General features: G+C 72.4%; 28 protein-coding genes. 17 read left to right on the top strand and 11 right to left on the bottom strand.

Annotation, left to right across the window (positions count from 1 at the left end; genetic code table 11):
- Nucleotides 1-5: 5 nt before the first annotated feature.
- Nucleotides 6-1,478 (bottom strand): DHA2 family efflux MFS transporter permease subunit, encoded by a 1,473-nt coding sequence (locus tag ASE20_RS11890; RefSeq protein WP_056894750.1) that lies wholly within the window; start codon nt 1,476-1,478, stop codon nt 6-8.
- Between the two features lie 57 nt (nt 1,479-1,535).
- Between ASE20_RS11890 and ASE20_RS11885 the strand changes: the two genes are divergently transcribed.
- Nucleotides 1,536-1,958: a DUF3151 domain-containing protein gene (locus ASE20_RS11885; RefSeq protein WP_056894749.1), complete on the top strand. Its 423-nt coding sequence runs from the start codon at nt 1,536-1,538 to the stop codon at nt 1,956-1,958.
- A gap of 111 nt (nt 1,959-2,069) precedes the next feature.
- Here the strand turns inward: ASE20_RS11885 and ASE20_RS11880 are convergent, their stop codons facing one another.
- From ASE20_RS11880 to ASE20_RS11870, 3 genes are all read right to left on the bottom strand, one after another.
- A complete protein-coding gene (locus ASE20_RS11880; protein ID WP_157538500.1) occupies nt 2,070-2,243 on the bottom strand; it encodes a hypothetical protein in 174 nt (57 codons plus the stop codon).
- Nucleotides 2,244-2,362: 119 nt separating this feature from the next.
- Entirely contained in the window at nt 2,363-4,066 is a 1,704-nt protein-coding gene (gene lysS / locus ASE20_RS11875; protein ID WP_200952783.1) for a lysine--tRNA ligase, read from the bottom strand.
- A gap of 22 nt (nt 4,067-4,088) precedes the next feature.
- Nucleotides 4,089-4,976: a diacylglycerol/lipid kinase family protein gene (locus ASE20_RS11870; protein ID WP_225869093.1), complete on the bottom strand. Its 888-nt coding sequence runs from the start codon at nt 4,974-4,976 to the stop codon at nt 4,089-4,091.
- Nucleotides 4,977-5,045: 69 nt separating this feature from the next.
- On the opposite strand from ASE20_RS11870, the gene ASE20_RS11865 reads away from it, so the two are divergent.
- Nucleotides 5,046-6,473: a carboxyl transferase domain-containing protein gene (locus ASE20_RS11865; RefSeq protein WP_056894746.1), complete on the top strand. Its 1,428-nt coding sequence runs from the start codon at nt 5,046-5,048 to the stop codon at nt 6,471-6,473.
- 113 nt (nt 6,474-6,586) lie between these two features.
- Here the strand turns inward: ASE20_RS11865 and ASE20_RS11860 are convergent, their stop codons facing one another.
- On the bottom strand, nt 6,587-6,961 hold the full coding sequence (locus ASE20_RS11860; RefSeq protein ID WP_056894745.1) for a nuclear transport factor 2 family protein: 375 nt from the start codon (nt 6,959-6,961) through the stop codon (nt 6,587-6,589).
- A 204-nt stretch (nt 6,962-7,165) separates the two neighbouring features.
- On the opposite strand from ASE20_RS11860, the gene ASE20_RS11855 reads away from it, so the two are divergent.
- Both ASE20_RS11855 and ASE20_RS11850 read left to right on the top strand, forming a co-directional pair.
- The gene (locus tag ASE20_RS11855; RefSeq protein ID WP_056894744.1) at nt 7,166-8,449 is read left to right on the top strand and encodes an adenylosuccinate synthase; all 1,284 of its coding nucleotides are present in this window, start codon (nt 7,166-7,168) and stop codon (nt 8,447-8,449) included.
- Nucleotides 8,450-8,569: 120 nt separating this feature from the next.
- Nucleotides 8,570-10,480, top strand: coding sequence for a PAS domain S-box protein (locus ASE20_RS11850; protein ID WP_225869092.1), 1,911 nt, complete (start codon nt 8,570-8,572; stop codon nt 10,478-10,480).
- 16 nt (nt 10,481-10,496) lie between these two features.
- Here the strand turns inward: ASE20_RS11850 and ASE20_RS11845 are convergent, their stop codons facing one another.
- Nucleotides 10,497-11,075: a TetR/AcrR family transcriptional regulator gene (locus ASE20_RS11845; RefSeq protein WP_056894742.1), complete on the bottom strand. Its 579-nt coding sequence runs from the start codon at nt 11,073-11,075 to the stop codon at nt 10,497-10,499.
- 106 nt (nt 11,076-11,181) lie between these two features.
- On the opposite strand from ASE20_RS11845, the gene ASE20_RS11840 reads away from it, so the two are divergent.
- From ASE20_RS11840 to ASE20_RS11830, 3 genes are read left to right on the top strand one after another with little or no spacing between them, the layout of a single operon-like run.
- Entirely contained in the window at nt 11,182-12,057 is an 876-nt protein-coding gene (locus ASE20_RS11840) for an alpha/beta hydrolase (protein WP_056894741.1), read from the top strand.
- A gap of 31 nt (nt 12,058-12,088) precedes the next feature.
- On the top strand, nt 12,089-13,360 hold the full coding sequence (gene purD / locus ASE20_RS11835; protein WP_056894740.1) for a phosphoribosylamine--glycine ligase: 1,272 nt from the start codon (nt 12,089-12,091) through the stop codon (nt 13,358-13,360).
- Between the two features lie 4 nt (nt 13,361-13,364).
- Entirely contained in the window at nt 13,365-13,895 is a 531-nt protein-coding gene (locus tag ASE20_RS11830; protein WP_082612336.1) for a GNAT family N-acetyltransferase, read from the top strand.
- A 54-nt stretch (nt 13,896-13,949) separates the two neighbouring features.
- On the opposite strand, the gene radA is transcribed toward ASE20_RS11830, so the two are convergent.
- On the bottom strand, nt 13,950-15,386 hold the full coding sequence (gene radA, locus ASE20_RS11825) for a DNA repair protein RadA (protein ID WP_056894739.1): 1,437 nt from the start codon (nt 15,384-15,386) through the stop codon (nt 13,950-13,952).
- Between the two features lie 66 nt (nt 15,387-15,452).
- On the opposite strand from radA, the gene ASE20_RS11820 reads away from it, so the two are divergent.
- Nucleotides 15,453-16,487, top strand: a complete 1,035-nt coding sequence (locus tag ASE20_RS11820) for a LacI family DNA-binding transcriptional regulator (RefSeq protein WP_056894738.1) — start codon at nt 15,453-15,455, stop codon at nt 16,485-16,487.
- Here ASE20_RS11820 and ASE20_RS11815 read toward each other — a convergent pair.
- The 3 genes from ASE20_RS11815 to ASE20_RS11805 form a co-directional block, all read right to left on the bottom strand.
- Nucleotides 16,462-17,169, bottom strand: coding sequence for a class I SAM-dependent methyltransferase (locus tag ASE20_RS11815; RefSeq protein WP_056894737.1), 708 nt, complete (start codon nt 17,167-17,169; stop codon nt 16,462-16,464). The two genes, ASE20_RS11820 and ASE20_RS11815, sit on opposite strands and share 26 nt — an antisense overlap.
- Nucleotides 17,170-17,337: 168 nt before the next feature.
- Nucleotides 17,338-17,976 (bottom strand): VOC family protein, encoded by a 639-nt coding sequence (locus ASE20_RS11810; RefSeq protein WP_056894736.1) that lies wholly within the window; start codon nt 17,974-17,976, stop codon nt 17,338-17,340.
- Nucleotides 17,977-18,044: 68 nt separating this feature from the next.
- On the bottom strand, nt 18,045-18,806 hold the full coding sequence (locus ASE20_RS11805; protein WP_056894735.1) for a hypothetical protein: 762 nt from the start codon (nt 18,804-18,806) through the stop codon (nt 18,045-18,047).
- 58 nt (nt 18,807-18,864) lie between these two features.
- Here ASE20_RS11805 and ASE20_RS11800 point away from each other — a divergent pair, with 58 nt between their 5' ends.
- From ASE20_RS11800 to proC, 7 genes are all read left to right on the top strand, one after another.
- Nucleotides 18,865-19,803, top strand: coding sequence for a Ppx/GppA phosphatase family protein (locus ASE20_RS11800; RefSeq protein WP_056894734.1), 939 nt, complete (start codon nt 18,865-18,867; stop codon nt 19,801-19,803).
- Complete coding sequence (locus ASE20_RS11795) at nt 19,800-20,609, top strand: sugar phosphate isomerase/epimerase family protein (RefSeq protein ID WP_056894733.1); 810 nt, start codon at nt 19,800-19,802, stop codon at nt 20,607-20,609. The genes ASE20_RS11800 and ASE20_RS11795 overlap by 4 nt, the downstream gene beginning before the upstream one ends.
- On the top strand, nt 20,606-21,196 hold the full coding sequence (locus tag ASE20_RS11790; RefSeq protein ID WP_056894732.1) for a TetR/AcrR family transcriptional regulator: 591 nt from the start codon (nt 20,606-20,608) through the stop codon (nt 21,194-21,196). Before ASE20_RS11795 ends, ASE20_RS11790 begins: the two co-directional genes overlap by 4 nt.
- Nucleotides 21,197-21,223: 27 nt before the next feature.
- Nucleotides 21,224-21,946: an ABC transporter ATP-binding protein gene (locus ASE20_RS11785; RefSeq protein WP_056894731.1), complete on the top strand. Its 723-nt coding sequence runs from the start codon at nt 21,224-21,226 to the stop codon at nt 21,944-21,946.
- Entirely contained in the window at nt 21,943-22,680 is a 738-nt protein-coding gene (locus tag ASE20_RS11780) for an ABC transporter permease (RefSeq protein WP_200952782.1), read from the top strand. The genes ASE20_RS11785 and ASE20_RS11780 overlap by 4 nt, the downstream gene beginning before the upstream one ends.
- 78 nt (nt 22,681-22,758) lie before the next feature.
- On the top strand, nt 22,759-23,643 hold the full coding sequence (locus ASE20_RS11775) for a proline dehydrogenase family protein (protein WP_225869091.1): 885 nt from the start codon (nt 22,759-22,761) through the stop codon (nt 23,641-23,643).
- A gap of 13 nt (nt 23,644-23,656) precedes the next feature.
- Nucleotides 23,657-24,457: a pyrroline-5-carboxylate reductase gene (proC, locus tag ASE20_RS11770; RefSeq protein ID WP_056894729.1), complete on the top strand. Its 801-nt coding sequence runs from the start codon at nt 23,657-23,659 to the stop codon at nt 24,455-24,457.
- A 9-nt stretch (nt 24,458-24,466) separates the two neighbouring features.
- Here proC and ASE20_RS11765 read toward each other — a convergent pair whose 3' ends face one another.
- Entirely contained in the window at nt 24,467-25,162 is a 696-nt protein-coding gene (locus ASE20_RS11765) for an HAD family hydrolase (protein ID WP_200952781.1), read from the bottom strand.
- 226 nt (nt 25,163-25,388) lie between these two features.
- On the opposite strand from ASE20_RS11765, the gene ASE20_RS11760 reads away from it, so the two are divergent.
- Nucleotides 25,389-25,604, top strand: a complete 216-nt coding sequence (locus ASE20_RS11760) for a helix-turn-helix domain-containing protein (protein WP_056894728.1) — start codon at nt 25,389-25,391, stop codon at nt 25,602-25,604.
- 305 nt (nt 25,605-25,909) lie between these two features.
- A complete protein-coding gene (locus ASE20_RS24310; protein ID WP_008356322.1) occupies nt 25,910-26,011 on the top strand; it encodes a 30S ribosomal protein bS22 in 102 nt (33 codons plus the stop codon).
- The last annotated feature ends 16 nt before the right edge of the window (nt 26,012-26,027 follow it).

Raw genomic sequence — 26,027 nt, 5'->3', positions numbered from 1 at the left:
GAGGCTCAGTGGCCGCCGTACCCTGCGTGCTTCGGCGCCTCGTAGAACATCACCGCGACCAGGCCGACGGCGTACATCGCCGCGGGCAACCACAGCGAGTCCTGCATCGCCCTGCTGAACAGCTCGGCGGCGTGGGGATCGGCGATCTTGGCCGCACCCGCGTCGCCGTGGGCCGCGGCCCCGGGGAGGAAGTGGGCGAGCCGGCTGTCCATCAGCACCGCGATCGCCGCCGCACCGAGCACGGAGCCGACCTGGCGGGTGGCGTTGTAGACGCCCGCGCCGGCGCCCGCGAGCTGCATCGGCAGGTTGCGGTTGGCGGTCGCCGCGGTCGGTGCCCAGATGGCCGCGTTTCCGATGCCGATGATCGCCATCGCGAGACCGATCTCCCAGATCGCGACGTCGGGCTCGAGGCGCCACAGCAGCAGCAGGAAGCCGACCAGGCTGATGCCGAAGCCGGCCCCGGTCACCGAGCGCGGGTGCACCCGGTCGGTGAGCTTGCCGATCGGCTGGGCGAGGAAGATCGACATCACGGCCATGGGCAGCATCAGCAGCGCCGCCTCGGTCGGGCTGTAGCCGCGCACCGCCTGGGCGAAGAGCATCAGCGGGAAGCCGAAGGCCGCCGCGATCGAGCCCATGCACGCGATCGCCACGTTGGACACCGAGAAGTTGCGGTCCTTGAACAGGCTCAGCGGGACCAGCGGCTCGGCACGGTTGAGGCGCTGCCAGACGACGAAGACGACGAAGAGCACCAGGCCGCCGGTGATCATCGCGATGATCCAGCCGGCCCAGTCCTCCTGGTGTCCCTCCTGGATGCCGAAGCAGAGCAGGAACATGGCGGCCCCGGACAGCGCGACGCCGAGCCAGTCGAAGCGGTGGGCGTGCGTGGGCAGCGCCGGCACCAGGCGCCACGCCATCGTGAAGGCGATGATGCCGAACGGGATGTTGACGAAGAAGATCCACTCCCAGCCGAGGCCGTCGGTGAGCAGGCCGCCGAGGATCGGGCCGACCACCATCGCCACGCCGGCGGTCGCGCCCCACACGGCCATCGCGCTGCCACGGGAGGCCGGCGGGAAGATCCTGGTGATGATCGCCATGGTCTGCGGCGTCATCATCGACGCGCCGAAGCCCTGCACCACGCGCGCCAGGATCAGCGCCTCGACGGTGCTCGTCAGCCCGCACCACAGGGAGGCGAGCGTGAAGACGGTCAGGCCGACGAGGTACAGGTTCTTCGACCCGAACCGGTCTCCGAGGCGTCCCATGATCAGCACGGGCACGGCATAGGCGAGCATGTAGCCGCTGGTGACCCAGACGACGTCGTTCACCGACGCGTCGAGGTCCTCGATGATCGTCGGCGTCGCGACGGTCACGATGGTCAGGTCGACCAGGATCATGAAGAACCCGATGACCAGGGCCCACAGGGCCGGCCACGGGTTGCTGACCTCGGTCTGGGTCGAGGTGGGGGGTGCGCTCTGGGTCACGAAGCGAGTCAACACCCTCCCGCCGACATCGTGTTCCCCGATGGGGACAATGGGGCCATGAGCCTCACCCCCGGCGCCGACCTGATGGCCGGCCCCCCGCCCACCCACCTGCCCGTCGACCCGGCTGCCGAGCTGCTCGCCGCTGGCGAGACGCCCGCCGCCGTCGTACGACGCCTGCCGGCCTCACCGCTCGCCTGGGCGACCCTGGCCGAGCAGGCCCGCGACGGTGGCGCCGACGACGTGACGGTCTACGCCTACTCCCGCGTCGGCTACCACCGCTCGCTCGACCTGCTGCGCCGCAACGGCTGGAAGGGCAACGGCCCGGTGCCGTGGGAGCACGAGCCCAACCGTGGCTTCCTGCGTGCCCTCGGCCTGCTCGCGATCTCGGCGCGCGCCATCGGCGAGACCGACGAGTGGGAGCGTTGCTCGGCGTTCCTGCGCGACTCCAGCCCGACGGCGTACGACGAGCTGCTCGGCTGAGGCCGCTCGCCGGCGCCGGTCGGCGCTGGTCAGCGCCGGGCGGCCCGCCGCAGCGGGTCGATCACCAGCGTCGCGACCACGGCGCCCAGCGACGGCAGCCAGATCTTCACCTCAGCCCCGCAGGCTGAAGTAGACGGCGATCAGCACCAGCAGGATGCCGAGCACCGCGGCGATCGGCAGGTCCGTCGCCCGGTGGGCGCGGTGGGCACGGGTGGCCGTGGGTCGCTCCGCGGGCGGGAGCGGCTCCGTCGCACGGTGCTTGTGGGTGAGCGAAGAGGTGGTCATGGTGATCTCCTTGTCCGAGACGTACACCTGTCCGGACGCAGCGCGTGGTCGTTCATCACGCGATTTCGGAGATTTGTTTGCCCGTCGCGCCGTACGGGAGGTACCCGCCGGCGCCGCCGTCAGCCCTGGGGCGTGAGCAGCGCGCGCACCTTCTCCGGGCCGAGGGCCGCGAAGAGGGTGGGCAGCCGGGGGCCGCGCTCGGCGGCGACCAGCAGCTCGTAGAGCAGCTTGAAGAAGGCCTTCTGGTCGGCCTTGACCTCGTCGGTCGGGGCGTCCTCGAGGGCCAGGCCGCGGGCGAGCTTCGGCACGCCGTAGATCAGCGTGGTCAGCTCGTCGCTGTCGGCGAAGGAGTCGGGCAGCCGGTCGAGCAGCTGGCGCAGCCACAGCTCCTCGTCCTCGCCGAGGCCGGCCAGCCGCGCGGCGTCGGCCTCCTCGCGCACGGTCGTGCGGTCCTCGGGGTCGACGTAGGCGGTGATCCAGGTGGCGGCCTTGGTCAGGCGCGGCTCGAGGTCGGCCTCGGTCGCACCGACCGTGCGGGCGGTGATCTCGCGGGAGCCGGCCGTGACGTCGGCGACCGACGACAGCATCCGGAACGGTACGACGACCGACGGCGTCGGCAGCGCGCCCGCGGTCGAGGTCGCCGAGGCCCGCTCCCACGCCAGCACGGCGGCGTCGCGCTTCTCCGGGATCGCGGCCTTCTTCGTCAGTGCGTCCCACTCGTCGTAGAGGCGCAGCACCTCCTGGCCGAAGTCGACGTTGAACGCCTGCTTCGGCTGCCGGCGGACGTAGAGCCAGCGCAGGATCGGCGCTTCCAGGATGCGCAGCGCCTCGGCCGCGGTCGGCACGCCGCCCTTGGACGAGGACATCTTGGGCATGCCGGCGACGCCGACGAAGGAGTAGCCCACGAACGACGGCGCGGTGCCGCCGAAGATCGGGCCGACGATCTCCTTGCCGACCGTGTACGACGACCCGGGCGTCGCGTGGTCGACGCCGCCCGGCTCGAAGTGGACGCCCTCGAAGGTCCAGCGCATGGGCCAGTCGACCTTCCAGACCAGCTTGCCCTCGTCCTGGGTGGCGACGTTGGTGACGAAGGACTCGCCGCAGGTGTCGCAGGTGTAGGCGAGGTCGGTGGTCTCGTCGTCGTACGACGTGAGGGTGACCGTGTCGCGACCGCAGCCGCGGCAGTAGGGCTTGTAGGGGAAACGCGCGAGGTCCTCGCTGGCGCCGTGGCCCGCGTCCTCCTCGGCCGTGGACTCCTCGCCCTCGGCGCCCTCCCCGTCGACCGACTCCGACTTCTTGGTGCGGAACCGGGACATCACGGTCTCGATCTCGCCGCGCTTGCGGATCGCGGTGAGGATCTGCTCGCGGTAGGTGCCGGCGCGGTATATCTCGGTCTGGTTGACCTCGACCATGTCGCAGCCGAGGTCGGCGAGCGCGGCCCGCAGCGGGGCCTTGTAGCGCTCGCCCCAGTTGGCGAACTCGCCCGTCGGGTCGGGGACGGCGGACAGCGGGCGGCCGATGTGCTCGTTCCAGGCGGTGTCGACGCCGGCCGGGACCTTGCGGAACCGGTCGTAGTCGTCCCAGCTCTGCAGGTGGCGCACGTTGATGCCGCGGCGGCGGATCTCCTCGGCCACGAAGTGCACGGTCAGGAACTCGCGCAGGTTGCCGAGGTGGATCGGCCCGGACGGGCTGATGCCGGAGGCGCACGTGACGAGGTCGGGCAGCGTGCCGCCGTTGACCTGCTCGGCGTGCCGCAGCGCCAGGTCGGCGGTCCGGGTCACCCAGTCGGCGGGGTCCTGCTGGTTCTGCTGTCCTCGTGCCACGAGGCGCAAGCCTAGTGGGGTTTCAGCGAGGCACGATCATCGTGTACGCCGCCGGGAGCACCCGCCACGTGCGCGCGGACACCGGGCCCTCGATCTCCCCGTCGCTGTTGCAGTCGAACGGCGTACCGGCGACCCGCACCGTGCTGCCGCGCACGATCACCACGTCGTCGTGCTCGCCGTGCCGTGCGAAGGGCAGCCGGAGGGCGTAGCCGAGCTTCGCCAGCGGCTTCACCGGCGTCGCGACGAGCACGTCGACCAGCCCGTCGTGCGGCTCGGCGTCCGGTGTCAGCTCGGTGCCGCCGCCGACCGAGGCGCCGTTGCCGACCGCCACCATCAGCACCCGCTGGTCGAGGTCGGCCACCACCTCGTCGTCCACCTCGACCCGCAGCCGCAGGGTCGGCGGGTTGAGCGCGGTCTGCAGCGCGCCGATCGGGTAGCCGACCTTGCCCAGCCGCTCCTTCCACCGCGCGCCCGCCTTGCCGGCCTCGGCGCCGGCGCCCAGGTGCACGCTGTTGACGGTGACCTGCCCGTCCTCGTCGACGACCAGGTCGGTCGGCCGGGCGGTCCCGTCGACCACGACCTGCGCGGCCTCGGCGGCGTCGAGCGGCAGGCCCAGCGTCCGGGCGAAGTCGTTGCCGGTGCCGAGCGGGATCAGCGCGAGCGTCCGGCCGGCGAGCTCGCCGCGCGTGTGCAGCGCCTGGACCACTGCGTGGATGCTCCCGTCGCCGCCGGCCACCACGACCGTGCGCTCACCCGCGCCGGCCAGCACGTCGTCGAGCTCCTCGGGCGAGGAGGTCCCGCGGACCTCGACCTCGGTCCGCTCCCGAAGCACGGCGAGCGCCGCGTCGACGGCCTCCTGGTCCGCCGTACCGGCGTCGCTGTTGGTGATCAGCAGCAGTTTCGTGGCCACGCGCCCACCCTATTGATTGGCAGAACTTGCCGACGTGGCCGCGCGGGACGCGTGGTTGGATTCCGAGCCATGAGCACGCCCCGCCGCTGGACCGCCCGCGAGCTGATCGACCTGGTCCTGGACGACGGCTCCTACGAGTCGTGGGACCGCCCGGTCGACATCAGCGGGCACGCCGAGGCCTACCAGGCCGAGCTGCGGGCGGCGGCCGAGAGGGCCGGCACCGACGAGTCCGTGCTGACCGGGCGGGGCACCGTGCGCGGCCGCCCGGTGGCCTTCGTGGTCAACGAGTTCGGCTTCCTCGCCGGCTCGATCGGCATCGCCGCCGCGAACCGGATCGCCGCCGCCGTACGACGCGCCACCGTCGAGGGCCTGCCGGTCCTCGCGAGCACCTCCTCGGGCGGCACCCGGATGCAGGAGGGCACCCGGGCCTTCGTCCAGATGGTCGAGATCTCGCGCGCCCTCATGGAGCACCGTGCCGCCGGGCTGCCGTACCTCGTCCACCTGCGCCACCCCACCACCGGCGGCGTCTACGCGTCGTGGGGCTCGCTCGGCCACGTCACCGTCGCCGAGCCCGGCGCCCTCGTCGGCTTCCTCGGCCCGAAGGTCTACGAGGCGCTCAACGGCCGGCCGTTCCCCGAGGGGGTGCAGCTGGCGGAGAACCTGGCCGCGAAGGGCGTGATCGATGCCGTCGTACCCGCGGAGGAGCTGCCGGCGCTCGTCGACCACGCCCTCGGCGTCCTCGTCGCGCCGGCCTCGGCGGGCTCGCTCGAGCGTCGTACGCCGGTCGTGCCGGGCACGACCCTCGACCACCCGGTCTGGGAGGACATCGAGGCGACCCGTGCCCCGGGGCGGGTGGGGGTCCGCGACCTCCTGCGGTACGGCGCCAGCAGCACCCTGCGGCTCAAGGGCACCGACGAGGGCGAGCGCGACGACTCGGTCCTGATCGCGCTCACCCGGCTCGACGGGCAGCCCTGCGTGCTGGTCGGCCAGGACCGCTCCCGCCAGACGCCCGCGACCCCGATGGGGCCGGGCGCGCTGCGCGAGGCCCGGCGCGCGATGGAGCTGGCCTCCGAGCTCGGCATGCCGCTCGTGACCGTCGTCGACACCCCCGGCGCCGAGCTCTCGCAGGCCGCCGAGGAGGGCGCGATGGCCGGCGAGATCGCCCGCTGCATCGCCGGCCTGGTCACGATGACCGTCCCGACGGTCTCGGTCATCCTCGGCCAGGGCTGCGGCGGCGGCGCGCTCGCGCTGCTGCCCGCGCGGACCGTGCTCGCGACCGAGCGCGCGTGGCTCTCGCCGCTGCCTCCCGAGGGGGCCAGCGTGATCGTCCACGGCGACCCGTCCCGGGCCGCGCAGATGGCGGCCGAGCAGAAGGTCGGCGCGCTCGACCTGCTCGCCTCGGGCGACGTCCACGGCGTCGTACCCGAGGTCGAGGGGGACACCCCCGAGACCCTCGCCCGCGCCGTGGTCGCCGAGATCGCGGCGCGGCTCAAATGAGTTTCACCGGCCGGCCGGTGAAACTCACGCTTGGACGACGAAGNNNCGTCCAAGCGTGAGTTTCGTCGTCCAAGCACGGGAGAAACACCGGCCGGCCGGTGAAACTCCCAGAATTAGCTGACGACCATGTCCTCGCCGGACCAGAACGCCCGCATGCTGAGGATCCTGCCGTCGTCGTCGAAGGTCATCACGTCGATCGGTGCGAGCGTGTAGGTCTGGTCGCCTGCCTTGGTGACCAGCTCGAAGGCGAACGCCGCCTCGTTGCCCGCGACCCGCACGTGCAGCAGCTTCGCGGACTGCTCGAGGCCGTCGAGCGCGCCGTAGAACTCCGCGATCGACTCGCGGGTGGTGCGCACGTCGGTGCCGACCGGGTCCTCGACGGTGGCGCCGTCGGCGTAGAGCGCGACGACGTCGGCGGACGCGCCGGTGGCGACGAGGTCGACGTACTGCTGGATGGTCTCGAGGATCTTCTCGCGGCTGGCGCCCACTGCTGCTCCTGAAAGTAGAACGTGTTCCTGTTTCGCTGAATCTAGTCCTTTCGTCGCGATTTGGTAACGTTGCGCCGCAAGAGAGCCCCGGTCCTTGCCGGGGCTTCTTGCTTGACCGACACCAGTGAAGACAAGTGGTGCGTTGAGCAGCCGACCCGGTGCGCCGGGGCGGAGGGACTCCGTCCGTGCGAAGGAGCAACCGAGATGCCTGCAATCGTGATCGTCGGAGCCCAGTGGGGCGACGAGGGCAAGGGCAAGGCGACCGACCACCTGGGCAGCCAGGTCGACTACGTCGTCAAGTTCAACGGCGGCAACAACGCCGGCCACACCGTCGTCATCGGCGACGAGAAGTACGCCCTCCACCTGCTGCCGAGCGGCATCCTCACGGCGGGCTGCACCCCCGTCATCGGCAACGGCGTCGTCGTCGACATCGACGTGCTCTTCCACGAGATCGACGGCCTCGAGTCGCGCGACATCGACACCTCCGCGCTCAAGCTGAGCGCCAACGCGCACGTCATCGCCGACTACAACCGCACGATCGACAAGGTGACCGAGCGCTTCCTCGGGTCCCGCAAGATCGGTACGACGGGCCGGGGCATCGGGCCGACGTACGCCGACAAGATGAACCGCATCGGCATCCGGGTCCAGGACCTGTTCGACGAGAAGATCCTCGCCCAGAAGGTCGAGGGCGCCCTCGAGCTCAAGGGCCAGATCCTCACCAAGATCTACAACCGCCGCGCGCCGTCGGTGCAGCAGACCGTCGAGGAGCTGCGCGGGCACGCGGAGCGGCTGGCGCCGTACGTCTGCGACACCGGGCTGCTGCTCAACGAGGCGCTCGACCGCGGCGACGTCGTGCTGATGGAGGCCGGCCAGGCCACGCTGCTCGACGTCGACCACGGCACGTACCCCTTCGTCACCTCCAGCAGCGCGGTCTCCGCCGGCGCCTGCACCGGCACCGGCATCCCGCCGACCCGGATCGACCAGGTCATCGCGATCGCGAAGGCCTACACCACCCGTGTCGGCGAGGGTCCGTTCCCGACCGAGCTGCACGACGAGAACGGTGAGTTCCTCCGCAAGGCCGGCTGGGAGTACGGCACCACCACCGGCCGCCCGCGTCGTTGCGGCTGGATGGACACCGTGATCACCCGCTACGCCGCGCGCGTCAACGGTGTCACCGACTTCGTGCTCACCAAGCTCGACACCCTCACCGGCCTGGCCGAGCTGCCCGTCTGTGTCGCCTACGACGTCGACGGCGTGCGCCACGACGAGATGCCGGTCAACCAGACCGACTTCCACCACGCCGTGCCGATCTACGAGAACCTCCCCGGCTGGACCGAGGACCTCTCCGGCTGCCGCAGCTTCGAGGAGCTGCCGAAGGCCGCCCAGGAGTACGTCGAGTTCGTCGAGGCGCGCTCCGGGGCGAGGATCTCGGTCGTCGGTGTGGGTCCCGAGCGCGAGCAGGCCGTCGTCCGGCACCCGCTGCGCTGAGCCGGACCGGCTCGGCCGGACTGGTGCGCCACGTCCTCGAAAACGAGGACGTATGGAATCCTGCCGCCCGGGCACCTCGCGACGGACGTGTGGGACGTCCGGGGACAAGTAGGGGGTCAGGTGGCACACCTGCCGACGGTGGTGATCGTCGACGACTCGGCTGAGTTGCGGGCGATCGTCGGAGCCCGCCTGCGGGCCTCCGGGCTGTTCGACGTGGTCGGCGAGGGCGGCGACGGTGGGCAGGCGTTGCTCCTGGCCCATGAGCACCAGCCGACCCTGATGCTCCTCGACACCTCGATGCCCGTCCTCGACGGGCTCGAGTGCCTGCCCCTGGTGCTGGCCGTGTCACCCGACACGAAGGTCGTGGTCTTCACCGGCTTCGAGAGCCGCGACCTCGCGGACCGGGCCCGGCACCTCGGTGCGGCCGACTTCGTCGAGAAGTCGGCCCCGCTCGAGGTGCTGGTCGAACGACTGTGGGCCCAGGTTCCCTTGGAGGCCCAACGCGCCGGGGAGGTCGGCGGCCGGGCCGGGCGGCCGCGGGGCGGCCTGCGGCTCGCGCAGGACCAGGACGATGCCCGGTTGCGGGAGCAGGCCACGCTCGACGAGCACCTCGAGCGCTACCGCGAGGTGTTCGACCAGGCGGCCATCGGGATGGCCACGATGACCCTCAACGGCAGCATCGTGCGCGCCAACCGCGCCCTCGTGGACATGGTGCAGCGGCCGGGGCTCGACCTCGTCGGCCTCGACTACGGCGTGCTCACCCGCCAGCACGGCGACCACCTCGACGAGGCGCTGGCGCGGATCACCGAGGGCGACGAGGACCTGGTCGCCTTCGAGCACCCGATCGACGGCGACGGCGTCGTGCACACGGTCCGGGTGACGCTGACCCCGATCCGGGACTCGAAGGGTGCGGCGCTCTACGTCTTCGCCCAGGTCCAGGACGTCTCGGCCGAGGTCGAGCTGCGGCGCAGCGAGGAGGTGTTCCGCCAGCTGGTCACGGCCGTGAAGGACTACGCGATCTTCATGCTCGACGTCGACGGGACGGTGGCCAGCTGGAACGCCGGCGCCCAGAACATCAAGGGCTACCCCGCCGCCGAGATCGTCGGACGCCACTTCCGGGTGTTCTACCCCCAGGAGGAGCAGGACGCGAAGCATCCCGAGCACAACCTGGAGCTGGCGCTCCGCGACGGGGTGTACGCCGAGGAGGGCTGGCGGATCCGGCGTGACGGCAGCGTCTTCTGGGCCGGGGTCGTCATCACGGCGATCCACGACGACGCCGGCCGGCACCGGGGCTTCGCGAAGATCACCCGCGACCAGAGTGAGCAGCGTGCCCACGAGGAGGAGCGCCGCCGGGCCCTGGAGCAGCAGGCCCACCTGCTGGCGGTGACGGCCCACGAGCTGCGCACCCCTGCTGCGGTGGTCGAGGGCGCTGTCGGCCTGCTGCGCGCGACCGGCGGCGCGGAGGATCCGGAGACGGCTGGCATCCTCGACGCGATGTCCTCGACGGTACTGCGACTGCAGCGCCTGGCGACCGACCTGCGCACCGCGTTCGACGTCCAGACGGAGGCACTCGCGCTCGCCCCGGAGCGGATGGAGCTGCGGTCCGCGCTGTCCGCCGCTGCCGATCGGGCCCATGCAGCCCACGGGGGCGCGCGGATCCAGGTGCGCGTCGACCAGGAGGTCGAGGTGGTCGCGGATGCGAGTCGACTGGGCCAGGCGCTCGACAACCTGCTCGACAACGCTCTGCGCCACGGCCGTGCGCCGGTCCTGCTGGCGGGTCACCGCACCGGCGACGGGGTCCGCATCGTCGTCAGCGACGCTGGTCACGGCGTCGAGCCGCGGCTGGTGGACCGGCTCTTCGAGCGGTTCGCGCACGCCGGGCCCAGCGCCGGCACCGGTCTGGGTCTCTACCTCGTGCGCGAGATCGTCCGGCTGCACGGGGGAGAGGCCCGGTACGTGCCCGGTGACGACGACAACCGGCCCGCCTTCGTGCTGGAGCTCCCGGCGACCCCGCAGATCCCACGGTCCTGACGCGGTGACCGCCGGCTCAGTCGATCCCGGCGACCCGACGGGCGGTGGCCCGGAAGTCGGCGGCGACGTCCGCGCCGTCGAGGTAGCTGCCCACCAGCATCGCGTCGCGCAGCAGCACGAGTGATGCCGCCGTCGCGGCCGGGTCGTCGACCCCGGCGGCGGTCGCCAGCTCCGTGAGGGTGGCGCGGAACCAGTCCCGGTGGCGTCGTACGACGCCGCGGACGGGCCCGTCCGCATCGGGGAACTCCGCGCTCGCGTTGATGAACGGGCACCCGCGCGTGTGCAGGCGCGTGGCGTCCTCGGCGACGCCGTCGATGACCAGCGCCAGCAGGTCGCGCGGCGACGCGTCGCTCGTCGCGGCCTGCTCCGCAGCCGCCGCGAAGAGGCCGCGGATCATCGCGTCCTCGTGCTCCAGGTAGGCGACGACGAGCGCCTCCTTGCCGGGGAAGTGGCGGTACATCGTGGCGCGGGTGACCGCGGCCTCGGCGAGCACCCGGTCGACGCCGACGCCGTTGATCCCCTCCTCGTAGAACAGCCGTGTCGCCGTGCTCAGCAGGCGCTCGCGGGGCTCGGAGACCTTGGTGACGTCGGGCACGGAGTCGATCCTACGAATTCCCCTCTTGACGGAATGCATCGCGATCCTCCAGAGTTGGGGCCATGAGAAGAACGAACGTTCTTTCTACATCCTACAGGAGGACATCATGAACACCAGTGCAAAGGCGACCAGCACCGTCACCGCCCGCGAGGCCGCCGAGGTCGAGGCCGCCAACACGTCGGGCCGGCAGCCCGTCGTGCTCGTCCACGGGCTCTGGCTGCTCCACAGCAGCTGGGACGCCTGGAAGGCCTACGTCGAGGAGCGCGGGTACGCCGCCGTCGCCGTCGACTGGCCCCACGACGAGGCCGGCTTCGAGGCCGCGCACGCCAACGCCGGCTCTCTCGCCGGTACCTCGGTCCGCGACGTCGCGGACCACGTCCAGGAGGTCATCGAGCGCCTCGACCGGAAGCCGATCGTGATCGGCCACTCCTTCGGCGGCCTGCTCGTCCAGATCCTCGCCGGGCGCGGCCTGGCCGCCGGCACCGTGGCGATCGACCCCGCCCCGAGCCAGGGCGTGCTGCCGCTGCCGTACTCCTCGCTCAAGGCGGCCCTCCCGGTGCTGGGCAACCCGCTGAACCACGGCCGCACCGTCACCCTGACCTTCGACGAGTTCCGCTACGGCTTCGCCAACGCCGTCCCCGAGCAGGAGGCCCGCGAGCTCTACGACACCGTGCACACCCCGGCACCGGGTCGCCCGCTCTTCCAGGCGGCGACCGCGAACGTCAACCCGTGGGCGCGGACCAAGGCCGCCAAGAAGAACGCCGACCGCGGCCCGATGCTGGTCGTGACCGGCGAGAAGGACAACATCGTCCCCTTCGCCATGGCCAACGCTGCCTACAAGTTGCAGCGCAGGAACCGGCACCACGCGACCGAGCTCGTCGAGATCCCCGGCGTCGGGCACTCGCTCGTGATCGACAGCCACTGGCGTGAGGTCGCCGACGCTGCGCTGGACTTCCTGGCGCGCCACGGACTGGGCGCCTGACCCGACCGAGCGGCGAATAGGATCGACCCCCGTGAAGACCCTCGTCATCGGCACCGGCGGCCGCGAGCACGCGCTCGCTCTCGCGCTCTCCCGCGACCCCTCGGTGACGGAGGTGCACGCAGCCCCCGGGAACCCGGGCATCGGCGCCTTCGCGACGCTCCACGAGGTCGACCTGATGGACGGCGCCGCGGTCGCCGCGCTCGCCACCACGGTCGGCGCCGACCTGGTCGTCGTCGGTCCCGAGGCCCCGCTGGTCGCGGGCGTCGCCGACGCCGTCCGGTCCGCGGGCACGCCGGTCTTCGGACCGTCCCGGGCCGCTGCGCAGCTCGAGGGATCCAAGGCGTTCTCCAAGGAGGTCATGGCTGCCGCCGGCGTACCGACCGCCGGGTCGCGCACCTGCCGCACCGCCGAGGAGGTCGCCGCCGCGCTCGACGAGTTCGGGGCGCCCTACGTCGTCAAGGACGACGCGCTCGCCGCCGGCAAGGGCGTCGTGGTCACCCGCGACCGCGCCGAGGCCGAGGCCCACGCGGCGGCCTGCGGCACCGTCGTGATCGAGGAGTTCCTCGACGGACCGGAGGTCTCCCTCTTCGCCGTCTGTGACGGCACCACGGCGTACCCGCTCCAGCCCGCCCAGGACTTCAAGCGGATCTTCGACGGCGGCCGCGGCCCGAACACGGGCGGCATGGGCTCGTACTCGCCGCTCGCCTGGGCGCCCGCCGACCTCGCCGCCACCGTGATGGAGCAGGTCGTCCAGCCCACGCTCGACGAGATGGTGCGCCGCGGCGCGCCGTTCGTCGGCTGCCTCTACGTCGGGCTCGCCCTGACCGCCACCGGTCCGCGGGTCATCGAGTTCAACTGCCGCTTCGGCGACCCGGACATCCAGCCGGTCCTCGCCGTGCTCGAGTCGCCGCTCGGCGAGCTGCTGGCGGCCGCGGCGGGTGGTCGGCTGGCCGAGGTCGAGGCGCCGCGCTTCCGCGACGCCGCCTCGGTCACGGTCGTGCTCGCCTCGGCGGGCTACCCCGAGTCCTCGTCGAAGGGCGACGTGATCACCGGCGTCGGTGCGGCCAACGGCGTCAACGACGTCGACGTCATCCACGCCGGCACCGCCCTCGTCGACGACCAGCTGGTCACCGCCGGTGGCCGGGTGCTCGCCGTCCGCGCCGTCGGCTACGACGTCGCCGACGCCCGCGCCCGCGCCTACGCCGCCGCCGACCTGATCACCTTCGAGGGCCTCCAGCGCCGCTCCGACATCGCCGCCGAGCCGCTCGGCGTCGTCGAGGGCGCCTCGCTGACCGAGGACTAGAGGGGTGACGATCACCCTGCGGGCCGCCACGGACGGCGACCTGGACGCCGTCGCGGCGATCTATGCCCGCGAGGTCCGCGAGGGCACCGCGACCTTCGACCTCACGCCGCCGCCGCGCTCCAAGTGGGAGAAGCTGCTGGCCTCGCTCCACCCCGGCGACCACTTCCTCGTCGCGGTCGACGACGAGACCGATGACGAGACCAATCACGAGACCGACGCCGCCGTGCTCGGCTTCGCCTACTCCTCCGCCTTCCGCGAGAAGGGCGCCTACGACGCCACCCGCGAGGTGACGATCTACCTCGACCCGTCCGCCGCCGGCCGCGGCCTCGGCCGCGCGCTCTACGGCGAGCTGCTCGCCCGGTTGACCGCGAGTGGCGTCCGCGTCGCGCTGGCCTGCATCTCGCTGCCGAATGACGCGAGCGAGGGACTCCACCGCGCCTGCGGCTTCGAGCGACAGGGCGTCCTGCACCAGGTCGGCCGGAAGTTCGACCGCTGGATCGACGTCGTGTGGTGGGAGCGCCTCCTCCAGGACTGACCTGGACGGACGCGACCGGACTCCGTCACTGCCCGAGATTCAGTTGTCCGGCGCTCACTCGGCGCCCTCGACCACCTCCAGCGCGTGCTTCGTACGACGGTCGAGGTTCAGCAGTCGCAGGGCCGACATGACGTCCGGCGCCTCGATCACCCGCATCCCGTCGATGTCGCGGTCGCGGGCCGGCCCCCGCTGCCCCTGCGCCTGGCCCGGATCGGCCGGGACCACGGCCATCTGGAACCCGAGCCGTGCGGCCTCGGCCAGCCGCAGGCGCAGGTCCCGGACCCGGCGCAGCTCGCCGGAGAGCCCGATCTCGCCCATCGCGACCACGCCGGCAGGGGGCGCGCTGACGAAGGTCGAGGAGGCCAGCGCCACCGCGACTGCCAGGTCGCTGCCGGGATCGGTGAGCCGGGCACCGCCGACCGTCGAGGCGAACACGTCGTGCTGGTGGAGCTTGATGCCGCAGTGCTGTTGGAGCACGGCGAGGATCATCGCGAGCCGGGAGCCGTCGAGCCCTGACGTCGTACGGCGAGGCCGCTCCGCCGGCGAGAGCGTCACCAGCGCCTGCACCTCGGCCAGCAGGGGACGTCGGCCCTCCATCGTGACCGCGACGCAGGTGCCGGGCACCCGGCCGTGGTGGCGCTCGGTGAAGATGCCGGTGGGGTCGTCGACGGCACGGATGCCCTCGGGACCGAGGTCGAAGCAGCCGACCTCGTCGACGGGGCCGAAGCGGTTCTTGACGGCGCGGACCATGCGGAACCGGGAGTCGCGCGAGCCCTCGAAGTGGAGCACCACGTCGACGAGGTGCTCGAGCACCCGCGGACCGGCGATCCCGCCGTCCTTGGTGACGTGGCCGATCATCACGACGGTGATGTCGCGGGCCTTCGCCATCCGCACCAGCGCCTGCGCGACCTCCTTGACCTGCGTGACACCGCCGGGGACGCCGTCGACGTCGGCGGCACCGATGGTCTGCACCGAGTCGACGACCACCATCTGCGGCCGGACCTGGTCGATGTGCGTGAGCACGGCACCGAGGTCGGTCTCGGCGGCGAGGTAGAGCTCGTCGTGGATGCCGCCGGTGCGGTCGGCCCGCAGCCGGACCTGGGCGGCCGACTCCTCGCCGGTGACGTAGAGGGTGCGCTGCTGGCGCTGCGCCGTGCGCGCCGCGACCTCGAGCAGCAATGTCGACTTGCCGACTCCCGGCTCGCCCGCGAGGAGCACGGCCGCGCCGGGCACCAGCCCGCCGCCGAGGACCCGGTCGAGCTCGGGCACTCCGGAGGCGACGTGGACGGCGTGGTCGGCCGGGACCTGCCCGATCGGGATGGCCTGGCGGGTGACGGCGGAGGCCGTCGTGCGGCTGGTGCTGACCGCTGCCGCGACCGGCACCTCGGTCACCGACCCCCAGGCCTGGCACTCGCCACAGCGGCCGACCCACTTGGCAGTGGTCCAGCCGCACTCCGCACAGCGGTAGTTCGAACGTGTTTTCGAAGCCATGCCCCGAAGGTAGAGCAAGGCTCCGACTCTTCGAACCCTGCCACGCCCACGTGCGAGGATCGGCCTGTGGAGAACCCTCGCCCGCCGGCCACCCTGGCCGACGTCGCCGAGCGCGCCGGCGTCTCGCGCCAGACCGTCTCCAACGCGATCAACAACCCCGACCTGCTGCGTCCGGAGACGCTCGTCCGGGTCCAGGACGCGATCGACGCCCTGGGCTACACCCCCAACCACGCCGCCCGCCACCTGCGGACCCGCTCCTCGCGGCTGGTCGGCCTCCGGCTGACGCCGGCGCAGGAGTTCACGGCCAACATGGCGATGGACCGGTTCGTGCGTGCGCTGGTGGAGGCCGCCCGCGAGGTCGGCTACCACGTGCTCCTCTTCTCCGGCGGTCCCGTCGCCGAGGGCGACGTCCCCGACCCCCTCGGCGGGTACGACGACCTGCTCCGCTCGACCGCGGTCGACGCCTTCGTGGTGACCGACACCTACCTGGGCAACCCGCAGACCGTCGAGCTCGCACGCCGCCGTGCTCCGTTCGTGGCCTTCGGGCGGCCGTGGGACGACCCGGACGCGACCCACCCGTGGGTCGACGTCGACGGCTCGTCCGGCGTCGCGGCGGCCACCACCCACGTGCGCGGGCAGGGCCACGAGCGGATCGCCTGGCTCGGCTGGGAGCCGGGATCGCGGATCGGCGAGGACCGTCGCGCGGGCTGGTTCCGCGCGATGGCCGCCCACGGACTGCCGACGGCCGGGCTCGAGGCGGCCGTGGCGGACTCGGTCGACGCCGGGCGTGCCGCGGCCGGCGTACTGCTCGACAACGGCGCGACGGCCTTCGTGTGCGCGTCCGACACGCTCGCGGTGGGCGCCCTGCACGCCCTGGGGGACCGGGGCATCGCACCGGGCCGGGACGTCGCCGTGGTCGGCTTCGACGACTCGCAGGTCGCTCAGGTGATGGGCCTGACCTCGGTGCGCCAGCCGCTCGAGCAGGTCGCCGTCGAGCTGGTCGGCGCGTTGACCGACCTGCTGTCGGCGGCCGAGCACCCGGACGCGGAGGTGCTCCTGACGCCGAGCCTGGAGGTCAGAAGGTCTTCGACCAGAGGTTGACCGCGTAGTCGACCTCGACGCCCTCGTGGTGGCGCAGCACCTCGTCGGCGACCTCCGGCGCGAGCTCGATCCGGACGACGGCCTCGAGGTCGGCCCGTGACGCGAACCGCCAGCCCATGTCCACCCGGTCGAGCGTCCAGCCCCGGAGGCTCCAGAACCGCTCGATCTCGGCGGGCGGGTCGAGGTGCGGGTAGCCGCGCCGGAACCACGCGCCGAAGGTCGAGCGTGAGCCGTCGTTGTCGATGATCAGCGCGGTGCCGCCGGGGCGCAGGACCCGGTCGAGCTCGACGAGGCCGGGCTCGCAGCCACGTCCGAAGAAGTAGGCCCAGCGGACGTGGACCACGTCGACGGAGGAGTCCGGCAGCGGGATCGCCTGCGCCGTACCCGCCAGCACCTCGGCCCGGTCGGAGACGGCACGGGTGCGCAGCCGGCGCCGCGCCAGCCGGACCAGTCCGTCGTGCGGCTCGACGCCGATGACCTTCGCCGCCGTCTCGGCGAAGCGCGGCAGGTGGAAGCCCGTGCCGCAGCCGAGGTCGAGCACGACCCGGTCGGTCCAGTCGGCGCGGGCCGCCATCGCGTCCCAGAGCCGGCCGTCGGGATCGGCGGCGCGGTTCTCGAGCTCGTACGTCGCGGTGTGGTGCCAGATGTTCGGGCTGGGGATGGTCCCCCTGGGGTGCGTCATGGCCGCATCCCGACGTCGTGCCGGTGGGCCGCGGACGTACGCCGGGCGGGTGCTCGTCGGGCGCCCCGCGCGGTCTGGACTGAGCGGAGCGAGCGAGGAACGAGCGAGCGCAGCGAGGGAAGACCGCGCGTCAAAAGGGCGCGCGACATGCGAGCGGAGCGAGCCAAATCAGATACGGACGATGCCGTTCGGGGTCAGCACCTGCGCGGCGAGGATGCCCGGCGTACCGTGCGGGGCGACCCACTCGACCTTGACGTCCTCGAGCGGCGCCTCGACGGTCTCGCCGAGCCACTCGCTGACCCGCTGCGGGTCGCCGGCGATCTCGATGCCGGCGAGGGAGACGGTGCCGTCGCCACCCTGCGAGGGGTGCAGGTCGGCGGGGACGTCCCACTGGAGGAAGAACGGGAGCTGCGGGTCGGCGATCAGGCCGTTGATGCCGATCTGCTGCCAGCGCAGCTCGGTGCCGTCGGGGCGGTGCCGCGAGCCGGGGACCGCGGAGCGGCCGAGGCGCTGCTCGACGACCGAGATGTCGGGGACCGCCACGGCCCAGCCGAGCCAGCCGCCGCCGAGGGCGGAGCGGGCCTTGACGGCCTGGCCGAAGGGGGCCTTGTCCGACGCCGGGTGGTCGAGCGCCTCGACGACCTCGATGTAGGTGTGGTCGGTGAGCGGGAGGATCATGTTGCGAGTGCCGAAGCGGGGGTGGACACCGCCGTCGGTGAAGTCGCGCCCGAGCGCTGACCCGAGCCGGGCGGCCGTGCTCGCGAGTCCGTCGGGTCCTGCCGCGTAGGAGAGGTGGTCCAGGCGCATGTCAGACATTCTGAACATGTCCTGAGAAGAAGGGTGAATCGGGGTCGGTTCCTCTTGACGTCGAGAGGTCAGCGCGGGTCGGCCGGGTGCAGCGCGAGCGCCGACCGCGAGCGCAGGTGCGCCTCACAGCGACGGACCAGCTCGTCGTACCCCTCACGGCCCATCAGGGCGACCAGCTCGGCCTCGTTGGTGACGTAGACCGGCTCGACGCCGACGTGCGCGTCGGTGTTGCCGGAGCAGTACCAGTCGAGGTCGTGGCCGCCCGGACCCCAGCCGCGGCGGTCGTACTCGGTGATCGTCACCTCGGTGTACGACGTGCCGTCCATCCGCTCGACCTCGCGGAAGGTACGACGGATGGGCAGCTGCCAGCACACGTCCGGCTTGGTCTCGAGCGGGTTGCGGCCCTGCTCGAGGGCGAGCCCGTGGAGCGCGCAGCCGGCACCCGCGGCGAAGTCGGCACGGTTCGCGAACACGCACGAACGCTGCCCGCCGACCTCGTGCATGCGCGTCTTCCGCTCGCCGTCCTCGTCCTTCTCGACCCAGTCGCGGCGCTTCACGGGCCGGCCGGGGTGGTGCTGCCAGTGCTCGGGAGTGAGCTGGAGGACGAACGACTCGACCCGGCGCTCGTCCTCCTTGTCGGCGAAGTGGGCGCCCAGGGTGCAGCAGCCGACGTCGGGGGAGTCGGCGTAGATGCCGGCGCAGCCGCTGCCGAAGATGCAGGTGTACGACGACGTGAGCCACGTCAGGTCGCAGCGCAGGACCTCGGTCTCGTCGGCGGGGTTGACGAACTCGACCCACGCACGGGGGAAATCAAGCGAGACCTCTGGCACCGCTCAAATCTAGATGCTCCCTGCTCGTCGCACCCGCAGGCACGAGTACGGTGGACGCATGCGCCTGGGCGTCCTGGACATCGGCTCCAACACCGGTCACCTGCTCGTGGTCGACGCCCATGGCGGGGCCGCGCCGCTGCCCGCCTTCTCCTACAAGGAGCCGTTGCGTCTCGCCGAGCACCTCGACGACGCCGGCGACGTGTCGCCGACGGGCATCGACGCGCTGACCGCCTTCACCGCGCAGGCCCTGCGGGTCGCGGAGGAGAAGGGCTGCGAGGAGATGCTCCCGTTCGCGACCTCCGCGGTCCGCGACGCCGGCAACTCCGAGGAGGTGCTGGCCCACGTCGAGCGCGAGACGGGCGTGCGCATCGAGGTGCTGCCGGGTGAGGACGAGGCGCGGCTGACCTTCCTCGCCGTACGACGGTGGTTCGGCTGGTCGGCCGGCCGGCTGGCCGTGTTCGACATCGGCGGCGGCTCGCTCGAGATCGCGGCCGGCTCCGACGAGCGTCCCGACGTCGCCTGGTCGCTTCCGCTGGGTGCGGCGCGGCTGGCCCGCGCGGACTTCGCGGAGCGCCCGGACGAGGAGCGGCTGCGCCAGATCCGGCGCCGGATCCGGGCCGACATCGCCCGCGACGCGGGCCACCTCCTCCGCGCCGGTACGACGCACCGCGCGGCCGCCACGTCGAAGACCTTCCGGTCGCTCGCCCGGATATGCGGCGCTGCGCCGTCCGGCGAGGGCCAGCTCGTCCCCCGGAGCCTGCCGCTCGCGGAGCTGCGGCAGTGGATCCCGAAGCTCGTCGTCATGACGCCCGAGGAGCTCGCCGAGCTGCCCGGCGTCTCGCCGAGCCGGACCCACCAGATCGTGCCGGGTGCGCTCGTCGCCGAGGCCTGCATGGACATCTTCGACCTCTCCGAGCTCGAGGTCTGCCCCTGGGCGCTGCGCGAGGGCGTGATCCTCGAGCGCCTCGACAAGATCAGCGTGACCGACGAGCCATGACCCGCATGACCCGGCCGCGGGTCGGGCTGTCGACCAGCTCGGTCTACCCCGAGTCGACGGCGCACGCCTTCGGGTACGCCGCCCGGGTCGGCTACGAGGCCGTCGAGGTGATGGTCGGCATCGACGCCCTCTCCCAGGAGCACGACGCGGTCCGGGAGCTGTCCGAGCACCACGGACTGCCGGTGAGCGCGATCCACGCGCCCTGCCTGCTGTTCACGCAGCGGGTCTGGGGCGTGGAGCCGTGGGGCAAGCTCGAGAGGTCCGCGGAGATGGCGCGCGAGGTCGGGGCCGGCGTGGTCGTGGTGCATCCGCCGTTCCGCTGGCAGAAGGAGTACGCCCGCGACTTCGTCAACGGGATCGCTGCCCTCGAGGAGTCCTCGGGCATCGCGTTCGCGGTCGAGAACATGTACCCGTGGCGGGCCTCGCGCCGCAAGCTCGAGATGTACCTCCCGGGCTGGGATCCCTCCGACGAGCCCTACGCCAACACCACGATCGACCTGTCCCACGCGTCGATCGCGCGCTCCGACCCGGTCGCGATGGCTGAGCGGCTCGGCCCGCGGCTGCGCCACATCCACCTCACCGACGGCACCGACTCCGCCAAGGACGAGCACCTCGTGCCCGGTCGCGGCGACGTCGGCGCGGCCGCCTTCCTCCGGCACCTCGCGCAAACCGGCTTCGCCGGCGAGGTCGTGCTCGAGATCAACACCCGGCGCTGCACCTCCCGCGAGGAGCGCGAGGCCGACCTGCGGGAGTCGCTGGAGTTCGCGATCGAGCACCTGACGTCCGCTCCGGTCGCCGAGTCGTGACCGCCCCTGCCCGCGGCCGCCGGCGCGGCAGCCCCGACACCCGCGCCGCGATCCTCGCCGCCGCCCGGGAGCGCTTCGCCGTCGCCGGCTTCGGCGGTACGACGATCCGCGCGGTGGCGGGTGCTGCGGGCGTCGACCCAGCGCTGGTCCACCACTACTTCGGCTCCAAGGACGACCTCTTCGTCGCGGCGCTGGAGCTCCCCGTCGACCCGCGGGCGGTGCTGGCCGAGCAGGTCGTGGGCCCACTCGAGGGCGCCGGCGAGCGGTTGCTGCGCGCGCTGCTCTCCGTGTGGGACGACCCCGCGACGCAGCCCGCGCTCCTGGCCATGGTGCGGCGGCTGGTCGAGCCGGGCGGGGACGCGCTGTTCCGTGAGGGCTTCCTGCCGGTCGTCCTCCTCCCGCTGGGGCAGGCGCTCGGCGTCGCCGAGCCGGAGCGCCGGATGCCGCTCGTCGCGAGCCAGGTCATCGGGATCATCCTGCTGCGCTACGTCGTCCGGGCCGACGCGCTGGTGAGCCTCGACGCCGACCAGGTGGTGGCGACCTACGCCGCCGTGCTGGACGGTTTCCTGGCCGGCCCCTTGCCCTGAGTGGCGACGAGGCGCATTATTCAACACATGATGAATTCCGTGGTCGTCGTCGACGCACTGCGGGTCGTGCGCGGCGGCCGTGAGGTGCTGGTCGGGCTCGACCTCGAGATCGGGCCCGGCGTGACCGGCCTGCTCGGGCCGTCCGGCTGCGGCAAGTCCACGCTGCTGCGCAGCGTGGTCGGCGTGCAGCGCACCGCCGGCGGCAGCGTCACCGTGCTCGGCGTACCGGCCGGGACCACGCCGTTGCGCGACCGGGTGGGCTACCAGACCCAGTCCTCCAGCGTGTACGACGACCTGACCGTCGCCGAGAACCTGCGCTTCTTCGCCCGTGTCCTGGGCGGTCCGCCCGGCTCGGTCGACGAGGCCGTCGCCGCCGTCGACCTCGCCGGGCACCGGGACCAGGTGGTCGGCCGGCTCAGCGGCGGCCAGCGCTCGCGCGTCGGTCTGGCCGTCGCACTGCTCGGCCGGCCGGACCTGCTGGTGCTCGACGAGCCGACGGTGGGCCTCGACCCGGTGCTGCGCCGCGACCTGTGGGCGCTCTTCCACCGCATCGCCGCGGACGGCACGGCGGTGCTCGTGTCCAGCCACGTGATGGACGAGGCCGAGCGCTGCGACCAGCTGCTGCTGATGCGCGAGGGCCGGATCATCGCCCAGGGCACCCCCGCCGCCATCAAGGCGCAGGCCGGGGTCGACGACGTCGAGGGTGCCTTCCTCGCCCTCGTCGACACCGCCGGGGGCGAGGCCGCATGATCACCCCGCGAGTGACGCTCGCGATCGCCGCCCGCGTGCTGACCCAGCTGCGCCGCGACCACCGCACGCTGGCGATGCTGCTGGTCCTGCCGTGCCTGCTCCAGGCCCTGCTCTGGTGGATCTTCGAGTCCACGCCGCTGGTGTTCGACCGGATCGGTCCGGCCCTGCTGGCGATCTTCCCGTTCTTCGTGATGTTCCTCGTCACCAGCATCACCACTCTCCGTGAGCGCTCCAGCGGCACCCTGGAGCGGCTGTTCACGCTGCCGATGGGCCGACTCGACTTCCTCGCCGGCTACGCCCTCGCCTTCGGTGCCGTCGCCGCCGTCCAGGCCGCCTTCGCCGCGACCGTGGCGGTCACCCTGCTCGACCTCGACCTCAACGGACCGGCGGTGCTGCTCGGCGTCGTCGGGGTCGCCGACGCCGTGCTCGGTACGGCACTGGGCCTGTTCGTCTCCGCGTTCGCGCGCACCGAGTTCCAGGCGGTCCAGTTCCTGCCCGCGATCGTCGTCCCCCAGATCCTGCTCTGCGGCCTGCTCGTGCCGCTCGAGCGCCTGCCCGGCGTGCTGGAGGCCGTCGCGCACGTGCTGCCGCTGACCTGGGCCGTCGACGCCATGCAGGAGCTGGCGACCACCAGTGCCACCGGGCAGGTGTGGCGCGACATCGGCGTCGTCGCCGGCTTCGCGGCGGCCGCCCTGACGCTCGGAGCGGCGACGCTGCAGCGTCGTACCGACTGAGCTGGATGCCCAGAACCCCCGTAGATTGGGGGTATGGGACCGGGTCGGGGTGCATTCCACGCGCTCTCACGCGGCAGCATGAGACTGGTCGTCTCTGCGCTCCCGTTCCCGCCCGCCCTCGTCCGGGGGTACGTCGCCGGCGTGACCGTGCGCGATGCGATCGCCGCCGTCGAGCACCTCGCGGCCGAGCGGATCGATGCGACCGTCGAGCACCTCGCCCCCGAACCGGCCGACGAGGCGCAGGCGATCGCGGCCGCGCAGGCCTACCGCGTGCTCCTCGACCGGATCGCCGACGCCGGGCTCGGCCCGCGCGCGGAGGTGTCGGTCAAGCTCGGGACGATCGGGCTGCGCCTGCCCGACGGCGAGAAGATCGCCCTCGAGAACGCTCGCAAGATCTGCCGCGCCGCCGTCTCCGCCGGCACGACGGTCACCCTCGACATGGAGGAGCACGCGTCGGTCGACGCGACGCTCGCCGTCCTGGCGGCCCTGCGCCTCGACTTCCCCGAGACCGGCGTCGCGCTGCAGGCCCGCCTGCGTCGTACCGAGTCGGACTGCCGGCGCCTCGCCCACGAGGGCAGCAGGGTGCGCCTGTGCAAGGGCTCCTACGACGCGTCCGGCGACGTCGCCTTCACCGACCCCGGCGACATCGACCGCGCCTTCGTCCGCTGCCTCAAGATCCTCTTCGGTGGCGACGGCCATCCGATGGTCGCCACCCACGACCCGCGCCTCATCGAGATCACGAGCGCCCTGGCCAGCCGCTACGGCCGCGCGCCCGGCACCTACGAGTTCCAGCTGCAGTACGGCGTGCGCGCGGCCGAGGGCCGTCGGCTGGCAGCCAGCGGCGAGCGCGTGCGGGTGGCCGTGCCCTACGGCGAGCACTGGTACGACTACCTCGTGCGGCGAGTGGCGGAGCGTCCCCGCGACCTGTCACTCTTCCTGACGTCCCTGGTGTCGAAGAAGTGAGTGAGCAGCCGGCATGACCAAGCGCACCGCCGTCATCGGCGCCGGCGTGATGGGGGAGACCCTCCTCGCCGGCCTGATCCGTACCGGCCGCAGTGGTGACGACCTCGTCGTCGTCGAGAAGCGCGCGGAGCGCGCCACCGAGCTGGCGGGCAGGTACGGCGTCCCCGTGGTCGCCGACGTGGTCCGCGCCGGCGACGCCGACACCGTGCTGCTGGTGGTCAAGCCGCAGGACATGGCCGACCTGCTCCGCGAGCTCGCGCCCGCGCTGCGCCCCGGCCACCTGCTGGTCTCGTTGGCAGCCGGCATCACCACCGCGTTCATCGAGTCGCTCGTGCCCGAGGGCGTCGGCGTCGTCCGGGTCATGCCGAACACGCCCGCCCTCGTCGACGAGGGGATGGCGGCGGTCTCGCCCGGCACCTACTGCGACGAGGCCCAGCTCGCCGAGGCCGAGGAGCTGATGGCGTCGGTCGGCCACGTCGTCCGCGTGCCGGAGAAGCAGCAGGACGCGGTCACCGCGATCAGCGGCTCGGGCCCGGCGTACGTCTTCCTCGTCGTCGAGGCGATGATCGAGGCCGGCGTCCACCTCGGTCTGCCGCGCACCGTCGCCCACGAGCTCGCCGTCCAGACGGTCCTCGGCTCCGCGACGATGCTCCGCCAGACCAACGAGCACCCGGCCGTGCTCCGCGAGCAGGTCACCTCGCCCGGCGGGACGACAGCCGCGGCGCTCCGCGAGCTCGAGGTCCACGGCCTGCGGGCCGCCTTCCTCGCCGCCCTCGAGGCTGCGCGCAACCGCTCCGCCGAGCTCGGCAGCTGACGTCCGGGCTCAGGCCGCGCTGACCCAGCGCAGCTCGGCCAGCCCGCGCACGGTCGGCACCTGCGCGTCGCGCTGGCGCCCGTAGCGGTCCAGCAGGCGCGCCTGCAGGCCGGCATCGCGGGCCCCGACCACGTCGTGGCGCAGCGAGTCGCCGACCATGAGCGTGTGCGCGGGCTCGGCGCCCAGGCGCGCGCACGCGGTGAGGTAGGAGCGCGGGTCCGGCTTGGCGGCGGGCAGCGAGGACGACGCGAACACGGGTACGTCGGACCGCAGCAGCCCGGTGCGCCGCAGCTTCTCGGTCTGGATCGCCTGGTCGCCGTTGGTGAGGATCCCGACCGGCAGTCCGGCCCGCACGGCCCGCTCGATCGTGGCCGCCGCGTCGTGGAAGGCCCGCCAGGCGGCCTGGTAGCAGCCGAGGAAGCCGGCGAAGACGTCGTCGGCCAGCGCGTCGTCGGCGAGGTCCCAGCCGGGCAGGAACTCGCGGATCCGCACCCGCCGCTGCTCGGTGTGGGTCAGCTCCCGGCGCTGGGCGCGCTCGTAGTGGCGTGCCTCGAGCACGAACCACCGCTCGACGAGCTCCTCCAGCTCGGCCGGCGAGCTCGCCAGCCCGAGCCCGGCGAGCCACGAGCGCAGGCCACGATCGGCCGCGCCGCGGTGGTCCACGAGCGTGTCGTCCAGGTCGAGGAGCAGGGCCTGGATCGTCATGGCGAGCAGTCTGCCAGCGACCGCCGACACCGCCACGGACGGATGACAACGGTGTAGTTCGCGACGCTTCTGAATCCGGAAGTCAAGCCGACGCGCCGCGCCTCAAAAGTTTCACTGGTCAAACTCTTCCCCACGAGTCACATCCGGCCCTATTCTCACGCAGAGGCGTCCGCAGGGTTCACAGCTGGGGAAGGCGGTGACGGACGCGCAGAAAGCGTGGTTTGTCATGACTCCTCCTTCGCGCGAGCGCACCGAGTCCCTCCCAGATCCCAAGTTCCTCACGATCGCCGAGGTCGCGACGGTCATGAGGGTCTCCAAGATGACCGTCTACCGCCTGGTCCACGGCGGCGAGCTGCCCGCCGTCCGCGTCGGTCGCTCCTTCCGGGTGACCGAGGAGGACGTCAACGAGTACCTCCGCAAGTCCTTCTACTCCGCTGGCTGAGACCGGCTGGTCCGGGCTGGGTCCCGGCTGAGGTTCTGCAGGAATCCCCGCCTAGGTGGGGATTCCTGCGGTTGTTGACGGTTGCAACGGTCATCAACCGCAGGCATCCCCGCCGGAGCGGGGATTCCTGCAACGCTCAGGGCGGCAGCCTGCACCTCCCGGCGTGATGCGATCTTCATCCCATCGCAGCCGCTGATTCACAGCGCCCACGCCGGGCCCGATAGGCTGGCCCGGTGCTCCGGGGTCTGCCCGGGGCGTCGTTTGTACGGCGGGCGGGTCTCGTCCGTCCTCTGGAGAGGTTCCACGTGGGTTCTGTCATCAAGAAGCGTCGCAAGCGCATGGCGAAGAAGAAGCACCGCAAGCTGCTGAAGAAGACGCGCGTTCAGCGTCGCAAGCTCGGCAAGTAAGCCTGAGCCTGCCGTC

The sequence above is a fragment of the Nocardioides sp. Root240 genome, from assembly GCF_001428825.1.
GTDB lineage: Bacteria > Actinomycetota > Actinomycetes > Propionibacteriales > Nocardioidaceae > Nocardioides.
Note: the sequence above shows the minus strand (reverse complement) of the source record. Positions and strands in the feature narration are given on the sequence as shown.